This window comes from Fodinibius sp. GM108, from assembly GCF_058386985.1.
The window spans coordinates 1-20121 of the sequence record NZ_JBYEIR010000012.1 but is presented as its reverse complement, the minus strand read 5'-3'; the positions used below and the strand labels follow the sequence as shown (position 1 = coordinate 20121).

The following is a 20121-nucleotide window of genomic DNA, read 5'->3' as shown; positions in this document are numbered from 1 at the left end:
ATCTACCATTCCAATCAGCCTTGAGAATGATCAGCTATCCGACTAGATTAGTACTATAAGAATAGTAATAATTTAATTATGAGTAGATTTTATCGCGATAAAAGCATTTTATTTCTTTTTATAACCGCTTTGGCAACGCTGGCCGGCTGCAACCTTTTTAAAGGATCATCCCAAGAGATGCCCAAACCCGAAATGGTTTACATCGAAGGCGGCACTTTTATTATGGGCGATATTTACGGTGATGACAATCCCGATGCAACCCCGGCTCATACTGTCACGCTGGCGGATTTCAGGATTGGCAAATACGAAGTCACCTATGAAGAATACGATGCTTTTGCCCGGCGCACCGATCACCTCTTGCCCCCGGCCGACTCACTGGGCAGAGGTCAGCGTGCCGTGGTAAATGTTAGTTGGGATGATGCCAAAGCCTTTTGCGAATTTCATGGATGGCGTCTGCCTACCGAGCAGGAATGGGAATATGCTGCACGAAGCGGCGGTAAAAAAAGACGCTTTGCCGGCACAAATGATATCGATAGCCTGAATCAATACGCACGTACTACCAACAACAGCATGCACAGGTCTTTTCCCGTAGGCACCAAAAAGCCCAATGAGATCGGACTTTATGATATGAGCGGTAACGTACATGAGTGGATAGGAAGATATTACCAGTTTTATCCCAGCGAGGATAAAGATCCCGAATGGGATGATCTGGAAAAAAGATCACTGCGCATTCTCAGAGGCGGCAGCTTTAAAGAGGGGCGACCTATTGCCTCAACATACTGGCGGGCCGGAATGCTTCAAGATGCTAAAGAATATGATGTAGGATTTCGGTGTGTGGATCCGCTAAAAGAATAGGAGACGTATCCCAAAGATCAATCATCATACTAAGAAAAAACGGAAGCTCACTTAAAGTGAGCTTTTAGGATATTCTTAGCCCACGGATTCATCCGTGGGTACAAGCAAAAGCCGGGCAAGATAAAATAGGGAGAGTAAAGTCTGCCTCTTCACTTACAAGGTGCAAAGCTATATATATCCAACAAAACTGATCATTCTGGTAATCTTATACATCCTGCAAATGATTGATGCCACTTCATTCCGCAACAGAATAGCAGAAACGAGATAACTTTCCAACCTGGTCGCGTTCCTCTGGTGCGTGACCAAGGTCGGGATTTACAATCCCTGTTTTGCCAAGTAATATTTTAACATTTCGCACCAGAGGTACGGAACGAGTTTATTGTTCCGACGCGGAGCATCGGAACAAGATTTAGTGTCTATTCCGCATCATTTCAACAGCAGCTTGGCAATGGTATTCAGCTGCATATTTGACGTCCCCTCATAAATCTTACCGATCTTCGCATCACGATAGTACTTTTCAACAGGATACTCCTTCACATATCCGTAGCCGCCAAACAGATCAACAGCCTGCGAGCTCACATTTTCAGCTACTTCTGAAGCGTGGTACTTGGCCATCGCTGCCTCTTTTTGGAAGGTGTCGCCATTTTCTTTCATGCGAGCCGCATTATATACCAGCAAGCGCGCCGTTTCAATATCCGTAGCCATCTTTGCCAGCTGAAAGCGGACCCCCTGGAAATCCGAAACCGGCTGACCAAACTGTTCGCGCTCCTGCGTATAATCCAGAGCAGCATCAAGTGCTCCCTGGGCAACGCCAACCATCTGCGCACCGATTCCAATTCTACCCTCATTGAGCGTCTCCATGGCTACTTTATAGCCTTTGCCAACTTCACCCAACACGTTCTCTTTGGGCACTCTGCAATCCTCAAGCAGAACTTCGCAGGTTGAGCTGGCCCGGATACCCAGCTTATCCTCTTTCTTGGAAACTGAAAACCCTTCAAAATCCCGCTCAACGATAAAAGCTGTTATTCCTTTATATCCCGCATCGGGGTTGGCATTGGCAAAAACGATAAAAATATCTGCCTCATTTGCATTGGTAATCCACAGTTTTGATCCATTCAATACAAAATCATCGCCATCTTCCTTAGCTGTTGTCTTCATGGAAAAGGCATCACTGCCCGAACCGGCCTCCGACAAACAATAGGCACCGACTTTTTCAGTCGCTAACTGCGGCAAATACCGCTCCTTCAGGTCTTCACTGGCAAAGTTCAGAAAAGCATTGTTAACGAGCGTATTTTGTACATCCATAAACACTCCGGCTGATGCATCCACGCGTGATATCTGCTCAATCGCCACTATTGACATAAAGAACGATCCACCGCCACCCGAATATCTCTCCGGGATTTCAACCCCCATCAATCCCATATCAAAAAACTGTTGCACCAAATCCGGATCCAGCTTTGCCGCCTCATCCATCTCGCGCACTTTGGGACTTATGACTGTTTCGGCAAAATCGCGGGCCGCATCCCTCAACATTTTCTCATCTTCTGTTAGCTTTGTCAGTGCGGGCATTACCTGATCTACTTGTTCCATGGAATAGTTTTTTTATCTGTATGGATTGAAATTTTTCACTCTAAATATAGGAATTCCTCATCAAATATTCGGCCTTAAAACCCCTCGGTGGTTAGAATTGTTCTATTGCCTGATTTATTAAAACGAGCATGCCAGTCAATGTGTTAGTAAAGTAACGAGAAGCTCATTATTTTGGCTAATGATATAGCTATCAACCGATAACATCATTATGAGTAATCCCGAAAACCGACAGTCTCTTTTCCACGAATTCCCTCCCATTTCAAAAAAAGAATGGGAAAAAGTTATTGAACGAGATTTAAATGGCGCTGACTACAAAGAAAAACTTCGATGGAATACCGGTGAAGGCATAGCCCCTCTCCCTTTTTATCGCAGAGAGGATCTTTCGGAGCTTGACCGAAGAAATCCAATCCCCAAAGCCTACCAAAATGAGGAGGCAAACGCGTGGGAAATTCGAGAACCTATTTTTGAGACCCAAATATCTACAGCCAACAAAACTGCGCGCAATGCACTTGATCACGGAGCTGATGCTCTTCAGTTTCATCTCAAAGTTCGACGTACCGAAGGTATGCTGGGCGGCGATCTTCAAGGATTACCCATCTTGAAACAGGATGACTTCTCAAATCTACTTAAAGATATTTCTCTTGAGGATACACCGCTCCATTTTGATTCAGGTCTTGCTTCCCCGGCAATGATAGCTATGCTCTGGAATGAGGTTAAAAACCAAAATATCAAAGAAGAACAGGTGGCGGCTACTTTTATGTTTGATCCATACACCTACGTGCCGCTCAACGGTCAATTGCCAAAAGGAGATACACAGATAAAAAATGATGTTGTACAGCTATCAGAGTTTGCATTACATAAACTGCCGGGCATTCGTCCGCTGGGGATTGACGCCCGGACTTTCCATAATTCCGGTGCAACGATCGTACAGGAACTTGCTTTTGCCATGTCAGGTGCTTCGGAATATCTATCAATTTTAGCAGACACCGATTTGAATATTGATGAAGCAAGTAATCTGTTGCATTTCACTTTTGGAGTGGGATCAAATTATTTTCTTGAAATTGCAAAATTTCGGGCCGCACGACTGCTGTGGAAAAATATCATAGAAGCTTACGGCGGAGATCCCCAAAATAACAATGTCTACATTCACGGGGAGACCTCCCAGTGGAACAAAACGATTTATGACCCTTATACGAACATGTTGCGCACATCAACTGAAGGGATGTCCGCAGCAATTGCGGGTTGCGACTCCATAACTGTACTTCCGTTTGATCAGCATTTTCGTCAGCCGGATAATTTTTCACAGCGTATTGCCCGCAACCAGCAACTTATTTTCAGCGAAGAAGCTTTTTTGGATAAAGTCGAAGATCCAGGAGCCGGGTCGTACTACATTGAGCAGTTAACTGAAGATATCGGCCAACAAGCTTGGCAATTGTTTCAGGATATTGAAACCGAGGGCGGGCTCTTGGAAGCTACTAAAAACGGTACCGTCCAGTCAGCGATTGAAGAGTCTCAGCAAAAGCGGGATCAGGCTATCGCAACACGACAACGTACGCTGGTTGGCACCAACAAATACACAAATCCGGAAGATAGGATGGCAGAGAAAATTGAATCCGGATACAAAACGATTTCTCTGGGAGAATCAGAGGAGCAAGAATTCGATATAAATCCCGAGCAATATGTACAAGAACTAGCCCGGGCGTTTGCTGACGGTGCATCAATCGGTGATCTGGTAACTCCCTATCTGTTTGACTTCGGCAAACACTACATCAGGACAATTGCTCCTTATCGCGGTGCACAAGCATTTGAGGAATTGCGACTGGCGACCGAAAATCATGAGTCGACTCCGAAAGTACTAAATCTTCCGCTGGGCAATAAAAAGTGGCGAAAAGGCCGGGCCACATTTTCAACTAATTTCTTCGGATGCGTTGGGTATGATATTGAAGATCCTGTTGGTTTTGAGGATGTGGATGCTGCCATGGAAGCTGTTCACAAAGAAAAGCCCGATATTGCTGTCATTTGCAGCTCGGATGAAGAGTACCAGGAACTGGTTGCCAAAATCGGAAATGCGATTTCTGAACTTGAACAGCAGCCAATTCTTGTGCTGACAGGATATCCCAAAGAACATATTAAAACCTATACGGAGGCTGGCATTGATGAATTTATTTACAGCGATTGCAACGTGCTCAAAATTCTAAAAAGTTTTCAACAGAAACTTGGAATAATAGAACGCGGATGAAACGGATTAAGCAGGTTTTTGCAGTTTAACCTGTGGTAAATCACAACCAACATGTCATGCCGAACCTTTAGTCCTGAACTTGATTTGGGATCTCTTTCGGCATCTGTTGCAAAAAAATAATTACGAATAACAGATCCTGAAACAAGTTCAGGATGACACAAAAGCTATTATTATGAGACCAGATTTTTCCGACATAGCATTTAACTCTGCACTTTCTTCAGATTCTCAAAATGGCGAAGCCTGGGATACAGCTGAAGAGATTTCTGTGAAGCCGGATTTTACTAAATCGGATATTGATGAGCTGGAGCATCTCGATTATGCGGCCGGTATTCCACCCTATCTGCGCGGTCCCTATTCCACAATGTATACCTATCGCCCGTGGACCATTCGTCAATATGCAGGATTTTCTACGGCGGAGGAATCCAACGAATTTTATCGTAAAGCTTTGGCGCAGGGGCAAAAAGGGCTGTCGGTAGCATTTGATCTGGCCACGCACCGCGGCTACGACTCCGATCATCCGCGCGTATCCGGTGATGTTGGCAAAGCGGGCGTTGCTATCGATTCCATCTTGGATATGAAAGTGCTTTTTGATCAGATTCCGCTGGATCAGATGTCGGTATCGATGACCATGAACGGAGCTGTCATCCCGATTATGGCCTTTTATATTGTCACGGCCGAGGAACAGGGAGTATCCAAAGAAAAGCTGGCGGGGACGATCCAAAACGATATTCTCAAAGAGTTTATGGTGCGCAACACCTACATCTATCCGCCGAAACCATCGATGCGAATCGTCGGAGATATCTTTGAATATACTTCGGAGTATATGCCCAAGTTCAACTCTATCTCCGTTTCCGGATACCACATGCAGGAGGCGGGCGCAACCTGTGATATTGAGCTGGCATATACCTTGGCCGATGGACTCGAATACCTGCGTAACGGTATCGATGCCGGACTCGATATTGATGATTTTGCACCACGCATTTCGTTCTTCTGGGCTATCGGGATGAACCATTTTATGGAGATTGCCAAGATGCGGGCCGCCCGAATGCTCTGGGCCAAGTTGGTCAAACAATTTGATCCCGAAAATCCTAAATCGATGTCGCTGCGGACGCACAGCCAAACTTCTGGATGGAGCCTCACCAAGCAGGATCCCTATAATAATGTGGCGCGAACTACCTCCGAAGCAATGGCCGCGGCATTGGGGCATACCCAGTCGCTGCACACCAATGCACTGGATGAAGCTATTGCCCTGCCCTCTGACTTTTCTGCCCGTATTGCGCGGAATACACAAATCTATCTGCAAGAAGAAACCGGTATTACCAAAGCGGTAGATCCATGGGCCGGGTCCTATTATGTGGAATATCTGACTGATCGTATTGCCCGTCGCGCCTGGGAGCTCATCGAAGAGGTAGAAGATCTCGGGGGTATGGCTAAAGCCATCGAAACGGGTGTTCCCAAAATGCGCATCGAAGAAGCGGCCGCCAAGAAGCAGGCGCGCATCGATTCGAATAAAGAAACTATTGTCGGCGTCAACAAATATCAGCTTGACAAAGAAGAGCCGATTGACATTCTTGAAGTTGATAATGAAGAAGTCCGAAAAACACAGGTTGAGCGACTGGAAAAGTTACGCTCCGAGCGTAATGAAGAAGAGGTTCAATCAGCGCTCAATGCCATTACAAAGGTCGCGGAGACCGGTGACGGTAATCTTCTGGAAGCAGCTGTTGAAGCTGCCCGAGAGCGTGCGACACTTGGAGAAATATCCGATGCGATGGAAAAAGAGTTCGGACGATATAAAGCAACCGTTAGATCAGTATCAGGTGTGTATTCCTCAGAAATAGACAAAGATGAAAATTTTGAAAAAGCTCAGCAACTAACCGATAAATTTGCGGATGTTGCGGGACGACGTCCTCGTATCATGGTTGCCAAAATGGGACAAGACGGTCATGATCGTGGTGCAAAAGTGATTTCAACCAGCTTTGCCGATCTCGGCTTCGATGTGGATATCGGTCCGCTGTTTCAAACGCCTGAGGAAGCGGCGCGGCAAGCGGTAGAAAACGATGTGCACATATTGGGCGTATCGAGCCTGGCCGGCGGACACAAAACGCTGGTCCCGCAAGTTCTTAATAAGCTCGAGGAGTTAGGCCGTAAGGATATTATGGTGATTGTCGGCGGCGTAATTCCCGAGCAGGATTATGAGTTTTTGTATGACAAGGGAGTAGTCGGGATTTTTGGTCCCGGTACTGTAATCCCACTGGCCGCTCAGCAGATTCTGGAGATCTTAATTGATAGTAATAATGAATAACTCCCTCTAGCCCGAATTCCGAGAATCACAGAATTCAGGCATCCTCCTCAAGGAGGGATGAACTTCATCTCCCCTCGAGGGGAGAACCGCGAAGCGGGAGGGGTGTTTGCATCCATTTTTATTATTGAAATGTCCGATAATAAAATTATACCATATAATCCAGATCTAAAAGAACTGGCACGTAGCCTGCGCAAAAATATGACTCATGCTGAAGTTTTACTTTGGCAAAAAGTCCGTAGAAAAAGCTTGGGTTATCAATTTCATCGGCAAGTGCCAATACTTGAATACATTGTTGATTTTTACTGCCACGAATTAAAATTGGCTATAGAAGTTGATGGTGGGTTACATAATCATCCAGAGGTAAGCGTGAATGACTTAAATCGACAGAAACAAATAGAAACTTATGGCGTTCATTTTCTCAGATTCGATAATAAAGAAATAAAACAGGATATTGATTCTGTAGTTCAACAAATAGAAAATTGGATTAAATATAAATCAACAAATGAATAACCCTCCCGACCCAATCCGCCGATGGCGGATTTGCCCACCCTCCTCAAGGAGGGATGTCATCTTCCCTAGAGGGAAGTACTTAGGCATAATCGTTATGCCGAAGGGATGGGGGTATCCAAAGTAGCTTATGACTAACAAATCGAATTCAAATAACGACTCTTCCCTCTCAGTAAGCGAAGGTGTAGATCAAAACAGCTCAATAAATCCTGAAATACGTAATCGTTTTAAAAATGTATCCCCTTCGCTTTCCCTGGATGATTATGTGCAAGGAATTACATCGGGTGATCGTACTATTTTGAGTCAGGCCATCACGCTGATCGAGAGTACAAAATCCGAGCATCGGGAGCTGGCACAGGAGATTATCGAAGAATGCCTTCCTGAGACAGGTAACTCTGTTCGAATTGGCATAACCGGCGTGCCCGGCGTCGGCAAAAGCACCTTCATTGAATCACTGGGCAATCATATTATCGATCAAGGGAAAAATCTGGCAGTGCTGGCAATCGATCCCAGCAGCACGCGCACCAAGGGCAGCATTCTTGGTGACAAAACGCGCATGGAAACACTGGCAAACAACGACCAAGCTTTCATTCGTCCATCTCCAACGGGCGGTTCACTGGGCGGTGTGGCACGGAAAACACGTGAGACAATCTATCTCTGCGAAGCCGCCGGATACGATACTATCTTTATCGAAACGGTTGGCGTGGGACAATCCGAGACGGCCGTTCACTCAATGGTAGATTTCTTTCTGCTGCTCATGCTTGCCGGGGCGGGCGATGAACTGCAGGGAATCAAGCGGGGCATTATAGAGATGGCCGATGCTATTGCTATCAATAAAATTGATGAGACACCTGAAAAGACAGTACAGCAAGCAGTACGAGAGTATAAAAATGCGCTGCATCTTTATCCCGAGACGAAGTCGGGCTGGAGTCCAAAAGTAACAACCTGTTCAGCTATCACGGAACAAGGCATTCCTGAAATCTGGGATCTCATCCAGGATTACGTCGAACAAACGAAATCCAATGGCTATTTTCAGGATAATCGAAATCGGCAGTCCAAACACTGGATGTATGACACGATCTCTGACAGGTTACAGGAACATTTCTATGACAATAAAACTGTTCAAAATCAGCTAAAAAAGATTGAGCAAAAAGTGTTAAACGGAGAGATAAGCTCGTTCAAGGCGGCGCAAGAGTTGCTGGAGTTGTATTTCGATTCTCTGTAAATTAGACGCGGAGTGTCTTTCTGTAATCATTTTCCCACGGATGAATCGTGGACTAGGAATATTTTAAAAAAGCCCACTTGAAGTGGGCTTCGGGTTATAAATTCTTAGCCTGATGATTCATCTTCAGGCGGAAGAACATAACCTACTCCACTTTGACAACTCCCGCCGATTCATCAACCAGCGGATAGGCACCCTCCTCAAGGAGGCACGAACTTCTCCCCCGAGGGGAGCCACCCAAGTCCGTCGAAAAAAGGGATGTTTACTATTACCTAAACTCATCGGACGTCAAACCCAGACGTTCGACGAGGATAACCTCATCACCACGAGTTAAATTATTCGCAGCTCTATATTTCCATCATCAGTATAGATATCGACTTTAGACTCTCCACCAGTTAACCTAAAAACAGAATATTCCTCTTCCGAACGAATCTCTTCGAAATCCGGATCAACGCGTACCGAGGCATCATCGTGACGGATATCAAACTCTCCGCCCCCGCCGGACAGATTCAACCTCACATCTCCGTCATCCATATCAAATCGATAGAATCCGTCGCCGGAAAGCGAGGTTGTTATATCAATAGTCCCATCATCTGCTCTGGCATCAACTTCAGTAAAGTCAGCTCTTCGGACAAATATTTCGCCGTCATCCATCTCCAGCTTCATTTGTCCCTTTCCCTGGTCCATATTTATTCTGCCGTCATCTATATCAAATTCAAAATTATCACCATTCAATTCTCGGAGATCAATTTCCGCATCATCCGCATCAAGCTTGAGGGCTCCGTCGAAACCTGAAATTTCGTAATCGTCATCATCTCCGTTAATATTCAAGGAAGCAGATCGCGGTGCTTCAATTGTTATGCGATACTCTTTTTGGACAGACCCTAAAACAAATCGACCATTTTCGCGATTATTTTCACGGATGTGGAGATCCCCGTTTCTATCTTCAACAATCATTTCAAATTCATCTTCGGATTTAATCTCTAAACCATCAACATCTATTCTGTGATATACCACTAAATGTACATCCGAGCGATCGGTTCCGCGAATGCTGACTTCAGCATCATTACTCTGCAGATGGATGGTCCCATCATTATCTAAAGAATAGGTTTCATCCAGATTATATTCCTTATCCTGGGCATTTACCTCCATCCCTATAACCAAAAGTACAATTGTTAAAAATGCCAGCTTGCTCCGTTTCATAATCATCCCTTTATTTAATTATCATTCAAACCCACCTTACGAAACAAAGCTGATTTTGTTAGGGGTAAGGGTAATCAGTTGATATTGAGCTCGGACTGGGCAGAGGTGAATCCGACTTCTTCATCTTCTATCTCGCGTGTGCCAAGTACCTGTTGCATCTCGCTGCGTAGCTTCTGAATAGTAAGTCCGCTTGTAAGCGATCCATTACGGGCGACAGAAATTCGTCCTGTCTCCTCTGAAACCACCACCACAAATACGTTATTCGTTTCGGTGATTCCCACAGCAGCACGGTGACGCGTTCCGAATACGGATGAAATATTGGGATTTTGAGAAATCGGCAGATAGCAACTTGCGGCCACGATCCGATCATTGCGAATGACTACTGCACCATCATGCAGAGGAGTATTTCTGTTGAAGATAGTCTGAATCAATTCGCTGTTTACCTTAGCGTCAAGATTGACACCGACATCCACCAGATCCTGCAACGAAGATGAGCGGGCAAAAACAATTAGAGCTCCCGTTTTGGAGTGAGACATATTACGTACGGCATCTATTACCTCATCGATGATAGTATCAGAATTAGAGCGAACAAAAAAGCGATCGAGATTGGTATTTTGTCCTAAGCTGTAAAGCAGCTTGCGAATTTCGGGTTGAAAGATGATAAATACGGCTAGCACTCCCACATCCAATATGCCGCGCAAAATAAAATTGATCGTCGTTAGGCCAAGCGCACTTACGGCAGCATTTATTATGATGATGAAAACCAGCCCAACTGCTGCCTGTATGGCAAAGGTCCCCCGTATCCATCGGTACAGCCAGAACAGTACCATGGTTATTAGAAGAACTTCCAGAAAGTCCTTCACACCAAATTCAAGGAAGCCAATGGGAATCAATGGGGTACCTCGTTTAACTAGATCTTCTTTCAGGGAATATAATTATAATTTGAAGAAATATTTATTCCCAAGTATCTATTTATTGATACATCTGCAAAGAAAAAGAAGTTCCTGCCAGAGGGAGATTATACATTCCCAAGCGAGAACTGAGAATGAGGTTAAAATTGGACTGTTCAAAAAAGATTCATAAAAACTTTACTAACCGCAGAAAAACCCGAGGAAATCGCAGAGTTACACAGAGATGTTTTATACCCTCTGTAGATCCTCTGCACAATCTGTGGTTTCCTTTATTCTGCTTCTGCTATCGCATTAAAAATTTTCAACGAATCGCTGGCCTCTTTTACATCGTGAACACGAATAATATTGGCACCTTGCATCATCGCATGATAATGAACGGCTACGGTACCTGTCACTCGATCATCAACAGGACGGTCACCCAAAATCTGGCCAATCATCGACTTACGAGAGGCTCCTACCATTACTGGACAACCCAGCTTTTTAAATTCATCAAGATTTGCCAAAAGCTTTAAGTTGTGATCCAGCGTTTTTCCAAATCCGATGCCGGGATCGATAATCACCTGATCCAGCTCTTTTTCGCTAACTTGTTGCAACTTCTTTTCAAAAAACTGGCAGATATCCTGCACTACATCATCATAGGTGGGATCCTGCTGCATTGTTTTGGGATTCCCCTGAGAGTGCATCAAAATATATCCGGCATTGTACTGGATACATAAATCCACCAGTCGCGGCTCTTTTTGCATACCGCTGACGTCGTTCACAAAATGTGCACCCAATTGTAGCGCTTCTTCGGCAACACGGTATTTAGTGGTGTCAATAGAAAATAGCGTATCCGGAAATTGCGGAATTGCTCTTTCAAGAATGGGCAAAACCCGGTCAAGCTCTTCTTGTTCAGTCACCGGATCTGAGCCGGGACGCGTAGATTCGCCTCCTACATCGATGATCGAGGCCCCTTCCCCGACCATTACTTCAATCCTGTTTAGAGCAGATTCAAGTTCGTTAAAATTGCCTCCGTCAGAAAAGGAATCAGGAGTGGCATTTAAGATCCCCATTATTTGGGGAGACGATAAATCGAGGTGTTTGTCTCGGACGGCAAGTGGATATTTCTTTGAGGAGTTCTTATTCATTTAACCTCTAGATGTGATCAGGTGAGGGTGATTAGGTAATTTTCTCAATTACATAATCACCTAATCACTATAACTTAATCCCAACTTTCCTGCAGATGTTCGAACTTGTCTTCTACTTCAGCCCATTTATCGGCATCGGGCAAGTCTTCTTTGGTTTGATTGATAATATGATCGGCCCACTCTTCAGCTAATCGTTCATTGAGTTCAATGTAGTGTTCCCACTCCATAGGCACTTCATCATCGGGATAAATTGCTTCAACGGGACATTCTGCCACACACGCATCACAATCAATGCAATCCAGCGGATCGATGGTAAGAAAGTTGGGGCCTTCCCGGAAAGCATCAACCGGACATACCGCTGCACAGTTAGTGTATTTACAGTTGATACAGGGTTCTGTTACTACGTAGGCCATTACAAAATTAGTGATCTATTGATGGTTCAAAGTTGGACTAAATATCCCGCCTTAAAGGGATAGATGCAACGTTTTACAGTAATAAATTTAATTTAGAAAACGTATGTACAGAGAACCGAAGAATTCCGAACAAGGAATGTCGAATAAAGAACCGAGATCCCTCTAAATTCATTGTTTCTTACTATTCGGTTCGGCATTCAACAGTGCTTTAACACTATCCAGCGAACCATCATTTGGAGCTGGTTCTGTTCCCATAAGGTGATTAATCAGCTCATAAATATGGATATTCTGAAAAGGTTCCACCCTTTCTCCCTGCTTAAATGCCGGTCCATGCGCAATAAATACTGCTTGCATCGCTTTTTCATTGTTGTCGTAGCCGTGGGTAGCCCGAGGTAGTGATTCGATAAATTCCTGCTCGTATTCTTCTTCCAAAATAGTATATCCCAGATCGGCTACCATTACAATATCAGCAACGCGCCGGTGATTCAGATGATATCGCTCCGGCATGTTTTCTTTCCGGTATACCTTGTATTTTTTTTCCCGGGATTTAAGTGCCTGATACACTTCCTGCGTTCGATCTTCTTTTGGCTGAATCATCGTCATCGGTCCCCAGATGATGCGCTCGGTATCATCCAGATCAATGATATTATCCAGGCGAATTACCTTATCTGCTGACTGATCAACCATACCATGATCGGATACGATAATAATATTCGTATTTTCCCATAGATTATTTTCTAGCATCTGATTTTTCAGATAACCCAGTAGTTGATCTGCGCGTTCGATAGCCTGTTTCACAGAATCAGATTCGGTACCGTACTGATGCCCCTTCGTATCCACATCACTAAAATAGAGCGTGGCAAAATCAACGTCCTGATCTCCGGGAGCATTCATCCATTTTATAACCGTATCAATGCGTGCCTGGCCGGGCATGCTTTCATTATATATTTTCCAGTGCGTGGGATGCATGTCCTGGATATCGGCCTCCGAACCTACCCAAAACATTGTGCCGGTGCGTATACCCTGCTTTTCTAATGTATTCCAGATCGGTTCCCCGCCGTACCACTTTCCTTCTTCGACCGCCTCCCGATCGCTAATTCTATACCACTCATCCCATTCCGGATCATACATTGTATTTCCTACAAAACCAGTATTTTCGGGATATAATCCGGTTGCAATAGAATAATGATTAGGAAACGTTTTGCTGGGAAAAACTGGAATAAGTCCCTCAGCCTGCACACCACCGGCAACAAGCGAATCAAAATTGGGAGTATCTGTTTTTTCCAGGTAATCGTGACCAAATCCGTCAAAGGAGATCAAAAGTGTTTTCTGGGGATTTGTTTGCTGCTGGCTTTGGTCGCATGCGCTTACGCCTACAAAAAGTGCCAGTAAGAAGATAAACGTTATTCTGAATCTCATAGATGTTTTCATACGCTTAATTTTAGTGCAATAAAAAAGGGCAGCCCCAACTGAGACTGCCCTCTGAATATAATCAAAATAGGCTATTCGTTAGAATGTGTAACGGACACCAAACTGCATTAACCAACGAGAACTGTATGTTCCGAAATCATGAACGTTCTGCTGAAACATATCCTCAACAGATTGAATCTGACTGGGATCATAGTTCAGATTATACACTGGTGTATAATCTCCGTTATCTGCATCTTGGAATTCTTCAAACTCGATAGGCTCATAAACGCCATTTCCAACGTTGTAACGAGTACCCCAGCTGGTATCAAACAGATCACCCAGTAAAGAGGTGAAATTGAATATATCGAGTGTGAACTCAAGACTTTGTCTGCGATTCATGAGATCAGCAAACAACTCCTGCTTAATCTTTAAATCAATGATAGATTCGAAAGGAGTTCGAGAAGCATTTCGCTCAGCGTATTCTCCGCGGCGACTACTCAAGTAGTCACTGCTTTCTATAAACTGATCAAAAGCCTCTGCTTGAGCTTGCTGTTCAGCAGCAGTACCTGTCCACGCCAGTTCAGAGGCATCTTCCGGCACATAAATGAGAGAAGCATCGTCTCCATTTTCATTAACCATAAATTCACTACCATCAATTACATATGAAATTGGACGGCCAGAGGTTCCTTCGTAAAACAGTGAAAATGTAGTGGCCAAATTATTCAGGAACTCTTTGCGATAGGTAAGGCTGGCAGTTATACGATGCCCCATCGCGAAATCAGAGCGAGAAAGATCCAAATTATTAGCTCCGTTCACATGCTCTTGATACTGCCAGAGTGAATTAATCTGTGAAGATGTTCCCTCATTTACTACATATGAGTCACCGTATGTCCAGGACACATTTGCCCGGAAGTTTTGGTTGAAGTTTTTACGAAGCTGAGCAGTGAAATCATATGTATGGCCTTCACTGGTATTCTTTACCACATGAATATTATCATAACGCGAGTCAATAAATCTATCGGAACCCGAATAAGCATAAATAGGACGATTATCCGGTCCATCCAATGTCTCATTCTGCGACTTTAGATTCACATTCTCAATCAGAATGTTATTCATGGTGTTAGTATACTGGACTTCAAATGTACCAACGATGTCATATGGAAGGCGATGATCAACTCCTAAACTTGTTCGGAAAACCGTAGGATATTTAAAATCCTCTGCAAACATTTCCAGACGACCACTTGGTATAACTTCATCTGGAGAGCGGCCGAAATCTTCAAGCGTTAAACCGTTTTCTGGATTGGGACGGAATGGTATTTCCTGACCTAACCACGGACCACCTACAATGACACCAGTATTCGCCCCATTATTCAGGAACATACCACCTGGCCATACAAATGGTACTCGGCCGAGAAATACACCAGCACCGCCGCGAACTTGTGTTTCGCCTTCATTATCAATATTCCAGTTAAAACCGAATCTTGGAGAAATATAGAGTTGCGGCGCAGGTGTTTCACCCGGACGAGCACCTTCCAGATTTTTTCCAGCTGACTGCAGATCCGGAATAGTGGTACTAAACACATCATCAGCATGTCGGGGCTCCGTAGTAATATTAGGCATATCAAAACGAAGGCCACCTGTCAAACGGAACTGATCATTCACCTGCCACTCATCCTGGACATAAAGTCCAAGCTGATACGCTTTAAAAGCACCGGTATTTTCTGCTTCATCCCCAATTACGTTCTGTCCGCCGACAAGTGAAACCCCTCGCAGATAAAGTGCAGGAGTGGCAGGATCAATTGACGGATCATTAACAGCACGAACTGACTGTAAGAAATCGTCCACACTATTATACTGGTACCAACCATTGTTAAATGGAATAAACTGGTTGGCCATATCATAGAACTCGTTGTGAGTACCAATGGTTATCGTATGATCTCCCGCAAAAATGTTGAAGTCATTGGTAATAGTTAATATCTGCTGATCCAGAAGATTAGAAGTTGAAAATGGCTCATTACCTAATCTAATCTCACCATTCCCATCAAATATGGTTACTGTTGGAAATGCCTCTCCTGCAAAATCACGATCATCAAGTACATCTGTATAACCAACAATTAACTTGTTACTCATGTTTTGCCCAAATGAACTAGTCAACTCCAGAGCAGATGAATGTGTGGTATTGGGAAACACCTCACTGTTATTGCTATAGTTTATCGTACCAACTCCACTTTGGAATCTGTCAATATTATCCGATCCGGTATAACTGTGCCGGAACATTAACTTGTGATTATTGCTAATATTCCAGTTGAGCTTAAACAGAGCTTTATCACTATCTAACGTAGAATTTTTATCACGAAAAGTTCCAGCATCATAGTTAAACTCATTCTGGAGCGTTGAATAAATTTCTTCAAGGTCGCTAATAGATGCGTCTCCTTGGTAAGCTCCTGAAGTACCTACACCTAAAAATGGCTGTGGCGACTCAGAACGCAGTAACTCCAAGTTAGCAAAGAAGAAAAGCTTATCTTCCACAATTGGTCCGCCCAGGTTTAAACCAAAACGGTTATTTTTAAATTCTGGGAGTGGTTCACGGTCACTATTATTAAAATTTGCAAGTGCTATAGGCGTTTCACCAGCTAAATTTTCATTTCGGTTAAACCAATAGACAGACCCTTCCAATTCATTTGTTCCACTCTTGGTAACAGCATTGATAGCACCTCCAGTAAATCCTCCCTGACTTACATCAAAGGGAGAACTATTTATCTGAAACTGTTCAATTGCATCCATGCTAATAGGCGAAGCACCAGTCTGTCCGCCATTCGTGCCTTGAGCAGAAAGACCAAACACATCATTGTTTACAGCCCCATCGATAAATATGGAATTGAATCTATTATTTTGACCGGCTATAGAAATAGCTGCACCATCATCGTCGCTGTTTACAACGAAAGCTTGTGGATTCAAGCGAGTAAAATCTGCCAGTGATCTTCCAACTGTCGGAGATTCTTCAATATCTCGTGTAGAAACATTTTTACCTACACCAGTTTTACTTCGATCAAAAACTTCACCGGCAGCAACAACTGTAACTTCCCCGAGTTCGGCTGAACCTTCTTGCATCTGTATTTCCACAGTTTCTGTTTCCCCCAACTCGAGTTGAGTTCCTTCACTTACATAGGTATCATAACCAACAAAGGTCACTCTAATCCTGTAAGGGCCACCAGACCTCATGTTGCGTATGTTGAACGCTCCCTCAGCATTAGTAGCAGCCCCGTATTCTGTACCAGAGGGCATATGTGTAACTAACACATTAGCCCCGACCAAAGCTTCGCCATTTTCATCTACTACTGTCCCCTTCATGGAAGCAGTCGTAACACCCTGACTGAATCCAATTAGTGGTAGTAGCAAGAAAATAAATAAAACTACTCCGTAACGTTTCATAATCGATAGATATGTTTGATTTAGATTGTGATGTCAAATGTATGTTTGATATGTGAAATGGATCAACTACTTAAAAGTAAAACTAACTATATACTAGCAGATAATTATAGCCAATCTTTAAGACGCCCAAATCTATAAAATTATCGGCAATTTTCGTATAAAGAATCTGTTAAGAGTTAGAACTAATGCCTTAATTTTATACAAGTATTCTTTGCCTGATATCCGCCAATATCTCTTGGTTAACGCCAAAGAAATAGAGCAAAAATATTATCGCAAATACAAGCTGTAGTTTAACAACTCCTACCTTCATGTAAGACCGAGCTGAGGTTACTACCGAATCGTCCAGGATGATAAAGTCATAATCACCTTTTATGCGCCTGACCATTTCGTTGTCCTCCATTACCAGATGATCTTCCTGATAGCCACCTAGCTGGATAAATGTGTCACGTTCTATAAACAAACTTTGATCTCCAAAACGAAAAGCATCAATATCAAAGTTAGTGCACCAGCTGTAAAAATCAAGCAGGTAGTGATCTTCATCAAAATCCAGCTGAAAACAACCCGCTTTAAATCCCTTTGATACCGCTTGGAAAATTTTCTGATCAAAATTAAGAGGAGGAATACTATCGGCATGCAAAAAGTACAGGCAATCCCCCTTAGCCTGCTCCGCGCCGTAATTCATTTGTGCAGCTCGTCCTTTCCTCGGGGATGAGATAACCGTCGCTCCAGTTAATTTTGCCTGTTCAACTGTTTCATCACTGCTTCCACCGTCAATAATAATAATTTCCGAAACAAAGTCTCCCGCTCTTTTTGTGATTTCCTTTATAGTCTCTACTATGAAATCCTCTTCATTATATGCAGGAATTATTACACTTAATTTCATGGTAGCATTCTTATCTTTTAACCGCAGAGAGCGCGGAGGATTCACAGATATTACAAGCTTAATTATCAATGGTCTCTGCGAATCCTCTGTGTAACTCTGTGGTTAATTTAACGTATTCCCTTGGTGATTTCGGGCATATTAATTTCACAACTGAACAAACATGCCTCAATATAAATGGTTTTAAAACCGCAGAGGGCGCAGAGTTATCTGCATAGGTAATTTAAAATTCTGTATTGGAATTCTGCAGATCCTCTATAGTGTCAATATCATTGCGTTCGGGTAATAATTTATAAGAAAGCTCCAGATCATTAACTCGTTCGAGAGTATGATCTAACACATCAGGCGTACTCCATGGGATTTTCTCAAAAATTTGGGGATAAAATGCTGACATGCCTAACAGGTAATATCCGCCGTCTAGCGAGGGACCGATAACAATATCGTTATCTTTCAAGTTCTTAAATCCATTTTCAATTATTGCTTTTGTCAGAGACGCACAATCACTGCCAATAATTACAACCTTCTCATAGCCTTTGGTAAACGCCTGGTTAAAAGCATCCTTCATCCGTTCTCCCAGGTGTTCTCCCGATTGCAGACACTTTTCATATTCACCGTTCGACCACAGGTCGTCATTATCAATAAAATCGGAATACCATACCTGTCGGTCGACCTTAAGCTGATCTGTTATCGATTTAGTAATTTTCAATAGCCGCTGATAAATATCCAGAGCTTTTATTTTACCAACAGCCTCGGCTAATCTGGTTTTCACATGACCTTTTCGAGGATTTTTGATGAAGATCATTAGTAAATTATTTCGTGCGGTTTCTGCCATTTTTCGGGAGTGTTGTTAGAGGTGTGTGCTAGAAGAATAAAGACATTACCCCTATACCCAGGGTTACGTAGTTGCTCCGCCACAGCTACTTCCGGCACCTGCGGTACAACCAAAACAATGCTGATTGATTTTTATCTGCCGGTTATTCAATTTCAGCTCATTCCACTCGCTGATATGCTGCGGTGCTTTATCCTCCACGGGCATCTCCAGCATCTGATTAAAATCACAGTCGTAGAGCGTTCCGTCCCATCCCACCGAAATAGTATCCCGACACATAACGCCCTTTGCTGCTGCAGGATTAAAAGCCGTAATCAGCCTGTCCATATATTCATCCAAATTCCCGGATTTCAATAAAAAGTTGAGAAAACGGCTGATCGGCAAGTTTGTAATCGTAAATAAATTATTGAATGTAATCCCGTGCTTGCGGTCCAGTTGACGCTTGAAATCTTGCTCTATTGCCTCTTGGTCGCCGGGCAAAAAGGCACCGACAGGATTATAAACCAAGTTCAATTCCAGACCTGAGTCCTCTTTTCCATAACCAATATCATTTAATCTTTTTAGTGCTTCAATCGATTTGTCATAAGTTCCTTCTCCACGCTGCCGATCGGTACGCGATTTATTATAAAAAGGAAGAGAACAGGTAACTTCCACACCATGTTCGGCAAAAAATTCTGGGAGTGCCTGGTATTTGGGGGCCGTTGTTAAAATCGTGAGGTTAGACCTCACGATGATATGCTTGCCAAATTTTGAGACCTCCTCCACAAACCACCGGAAGTGGGGATTCATTTCGGGGGCGCCACCAGTCAAATCTACTGTAGATATATCAGAATTTTCCAAAGCTTTCAGGCAATGTTTAAAAGTTTCTTTTTCCATAACCTCATCACGATCCGGACCCGCATCAACATGACAATGTTTACACGTCATATTACACATATAACCCACATTCATCTGAAATATATCGATGCCCGTAGGTTTTAAAGGGAAAAGGTCGATTTCCTCCAGTTTTTCACGGAATTTAGGCTGATTCCGAAGCGACTCTGAAGAATTATTCAAAACCTCGAGCTGATATGCCGGATCAGAAAGCCGATGACTCTGTGTCTTTAGCGATTTAATCATGGAAAATCGGTTATCGGTTATCGGTTATCGGTTATCGGTTATCGGTTATCGGTTATCGGTTATCGGTTATCGGTTATCGGTT

General features: G+C 43.5%; 15 protein-coding genes. 5 read left to right on the top strand and 10 right to left on the bottom strand.

Translation table 11 applies throughout. From position 1 onward, the window contains the following. Positions 1 to 78 precede the first annotated feature (78 nt). Entirely contained in the window at positions 79 to 855 is a 777-nt protein-coding gene (locus tag ACT3ID_RS17465; RefSeq protein WP_491543348.1) for a formylglycine-generating enzyme family protein, read from the top strand. A gap of 426 nt (positions 856 to 1281) precedes the next feature. Here ACT3ID_RS17465 and ACT3ID_RS17460 read toward each other — a convergent pair whose 3' ends face one another. Next, entirely contained in the window at positions 1282 to 2445 is a 1164-nt protein-coding gene (locus tag ACT3ID_RS17460) for an acyl-CoA dehydrogenase (protein WP_491543347.1), read from the bottom strand. 208 nt (positions 2446 to 2653) lie between these two features. Between ACT3ID_RS17460 and ACT3ID_RS17455 the strand changes: the two genes are divergently transcribed. From ACT3ID_RS17455 to meaB, 4 genes are all read left to right on the top strand, one after another. Next, positions 2654 to 4684, top strand: coding sequence for a methylmalonyl-CoA mutase family protein (locus tag ACT3ID_RS17455; protein WP_491543346.1), 2031 nt, complete (start codon positions 2654 to 2656; stop codon positions 4682 to 4684). A gap of 172 nt (positions 4685 to 4856) precedes the next feature. Next, positions 4857 to 6986 (top strand): methylmalonyl-CoA mutase, encoded by a 2130-nt coding sequence (scpA, locus tag ACT3ID_RS17450; RefSeq protein WP_491543345.1) that lies wholly within the window; start codon positions 4857 to 4859, stop codon positions 6984 to 6986. 57 nt (positions 6987 to 7043) lie between these two features. Then, on the top strand, positions 7044 to 7496 hold the full coding sequence (locus ACT3ID_RS17445; RefSeq protein WP_491543344.1) for an endonuclease domain-containing protein: 453 nt from the start codon (positions 7044 to 7046) through the stop codon (positions 7494 to 7496). 127 nt (positions 7497 to 7623) lie between these two features. Further along, positions 7624 to 8718 carry a methylmalonyl Co-A mutase-associated GTPase MeaB gene (gene meaB / locus ACT3ID_RS17440; protein WP_491543343.1) on the top strand — a complete coding sequence of 365 codons (1095 nt, stop codon included), beginning with the start codon at positions 7624 to 7626 and terminating at the stop codon, positions 8716 to 8718. A 327-nt stretch (positions 8719 to 9045) separates the two neighbouring features. Here the strand turns inward: meaB and ACT3ID_RS17435 are convergent, their stop codons facing one another. The 9 genes from ACT3ID_RS17435 to arsS form a co-directional block, all read right to left on the bottom strand. Further along, positions 9046 to 9918 (bottom strand): DUF4097 family beta strand repeat-containing protein, encoded by an 873-nt coding sequence (locus tag ACT3ID_RS17435; RefSeq protein ID WP_491543342.1) that lies wholly within the window; start codon positions 9916 to 9918, stop codon positions 9046 to 9048. Between the two features lie 74 nt (positions 9919 to 9992). Then, positions 9993 to 10811, bottom strand: coding sequence for a diadenylate cyclase CdaA (cdaA, locus tag ACT3ID_RS17430; RefSeq protein WP_491543341.1), 819 nt, complete (start codon positions 10809 to 10811; stop codon positions 9993 to 9995). A 287-nt stretch (positions 10812 to 11098) separates the two neighbouring features. After that, positions 11099 to 11956, bottom strand: a complete 858-nt coding sequence (gene folP, locus ACT3ID_RS17425; protein ID WP_491543340.1) for a dihydropteroate synthase — start codon at positions 11954 to 11956, stop codon at positions 11099 to 11101. Between the two features lie 74 nt (positions 11957 to 12030). Next, positions 12031 to 12369, bottom strand: coding sequence for a ferredoxin FdxA (fdxA, locus tag ACT3ID_RS17420; RefSeq protein ID WP_491543339.1), 339 nt, complete (start codon positions 12367 to 12369; stop codon positions 12031 to 12033). Between the two features lie 168 nt (positions 12370 to 12537). Continuing rightward, complete coding sequence (locus ACT3ID_RS17415) at positions 12538 to 13788, bottom strand: alkaline phosphatase family protein (protein WP_491543338.1); 1251 nt, start codon at positions 13786 to 13788, stop codon at positions 12538 to 12540. 90 nt (positions 13789 to 13878) lie between these two features. Then, on the bottom strand, positions 13879 to 17211 hold the full coding sequence (locus ACT3ID_RS17410; protein WP_491543337.1) for a TonB-dependent receptor: 3333 nt from the start codon (positions 17209 to 17211) through the stop codon (positions 13879 to 13881). A 196-nt stretch (positions 17212 to 17407) separates the two neighbouring features. Continuing rightward, positions 17408 to 18094: a TIGR04283 family arsenosugar biosynthesis glycosyltransferase gene (locus ACT3ID_RS17405; protein WP_491543336.1), complete on the bottom strand. Its 687-nt coding sequence runs from the start codon at positions 18092 to 18094 to the stop codon at positions 17408 to 17410. 220 nt (positions 18095 to 18314) lie between these two features. Further along, positions 18315 to 18893, bottom strand: coding sequence for a TIGR04282 family arsenosugar biosynthesis glycosyltransferase (locus ACT3ID_RS17400; RefSeq protein ID WP_491543415.1), 579 nt, complete (start codon positions 18891 to 18893; stop codon positions 18315 to 18317). Positions 18894 to 18986: 93 nt separating this feature from the next. Beyond that, positions 18987 to 20036, bottom strand: a complete 1050-nt coding sequence (gene arsS / locus ACT3ID_RS17395; RefSeq protein ID WP_491543414.1) for an arsenosugar biosynthesis radical SAM (seleno)protein ArsS — start codon at positions 20034 to 20036, stop codon at positions 18987 to 18989. Positions 20037 to 20121: the final 85 nt, after the last annotated feature.

Bases quoted from the DNA above. Each gene is read 5' to 3' on its own strand.
- ACT3ID_RS17460 (WP_491543347.1), bottom strand. From the start codon at position 2,445: ATGGAACAAGTAGATCAGGTAATGCCCGCACTGACAAAGCTAACAGAA.
- ACT3ID_RS17465 (WP_491543348.1), top strand. From the start codon at position 79: ATGAGTAGATTTTATCGCGATAAAAGCATTTTATTTCTTTTTATAACC.
- ACT3ID_RS17445 (WP_491543344.1), top strand. From the start codon at position 7,044: ATGAACTTCATCTCCCCTCGAGGGGAGAACCGCGAAGCGGGAGGGGTG.
- fdxA (WP_491543339.1), bottom strand. From the start codon at position 12,369: ATGGCCTACGTAGTAACAGAACCCTGTATCAACTGTAAATACACTAAC.
- ACT3ID_RS17400 (WP_491543415.1), bottom strand. From the start codon at position 18,893: ATGATCTTCATCAAAAATCCTCGAAAAGGTCATGTGAAAACCAGATTA.
- folP (WP_491543340.1), bottom strand. From the start codon at position 11,956: ATGAATAAGAACTCCTCAAAGAAATATCCACTTGCCGTCCGAGACAAA.
- scpA (WP_491543345.1), top strand. From the start codon at position 4,857: ATGAGACCAGATTTTTCCGACATAGCATTTAACTCTGCACTTTCTTCA.
- ACT3ID_RS17455 (WP_491543346.1), top strand. From the start codon at position 2,654: ATGAGTAATCCCGAAAACCGACAGTCTCTTTTCCACGAATTCCCTCCC.
- ACT3ID_RS17415 (WP_491543338.1), bottom strand. From the start codon at position 13,788: ATGAGATTCAGAATAACGTTTATCTTCTTACTGGCACTTTTTGTAGGC.
- ACT3ID_RS17435 (WP_491543342.1), bottom strand. From the start codon at position 9,918: ATGAAACGGAGCAAGCTGGCATTTTTAACAATTGTACTTTTGGTTATA.
- ACT3ID_RS17410 (WP_491543337.1), bottom strand. From the start codon at position 17,211: ATGAAACGTTACGGAGTAGTTTTATTTATTTTCTTGCTACTACCACTA.
- meaB (WP_491543343.1), top strand. From the start codon at position 7,624: ATGACTAACAAATCGAATTCAAATAACGACTCTTCCCTCTCAGTAAGC.
- ACT3ID_RS17405 (WP_491543336.1), bottom strand. From the start codon at position 18,094: ATGAAATTAAGTGTAATAATTCCTGCATATAATGAAGAGGATTTCATA.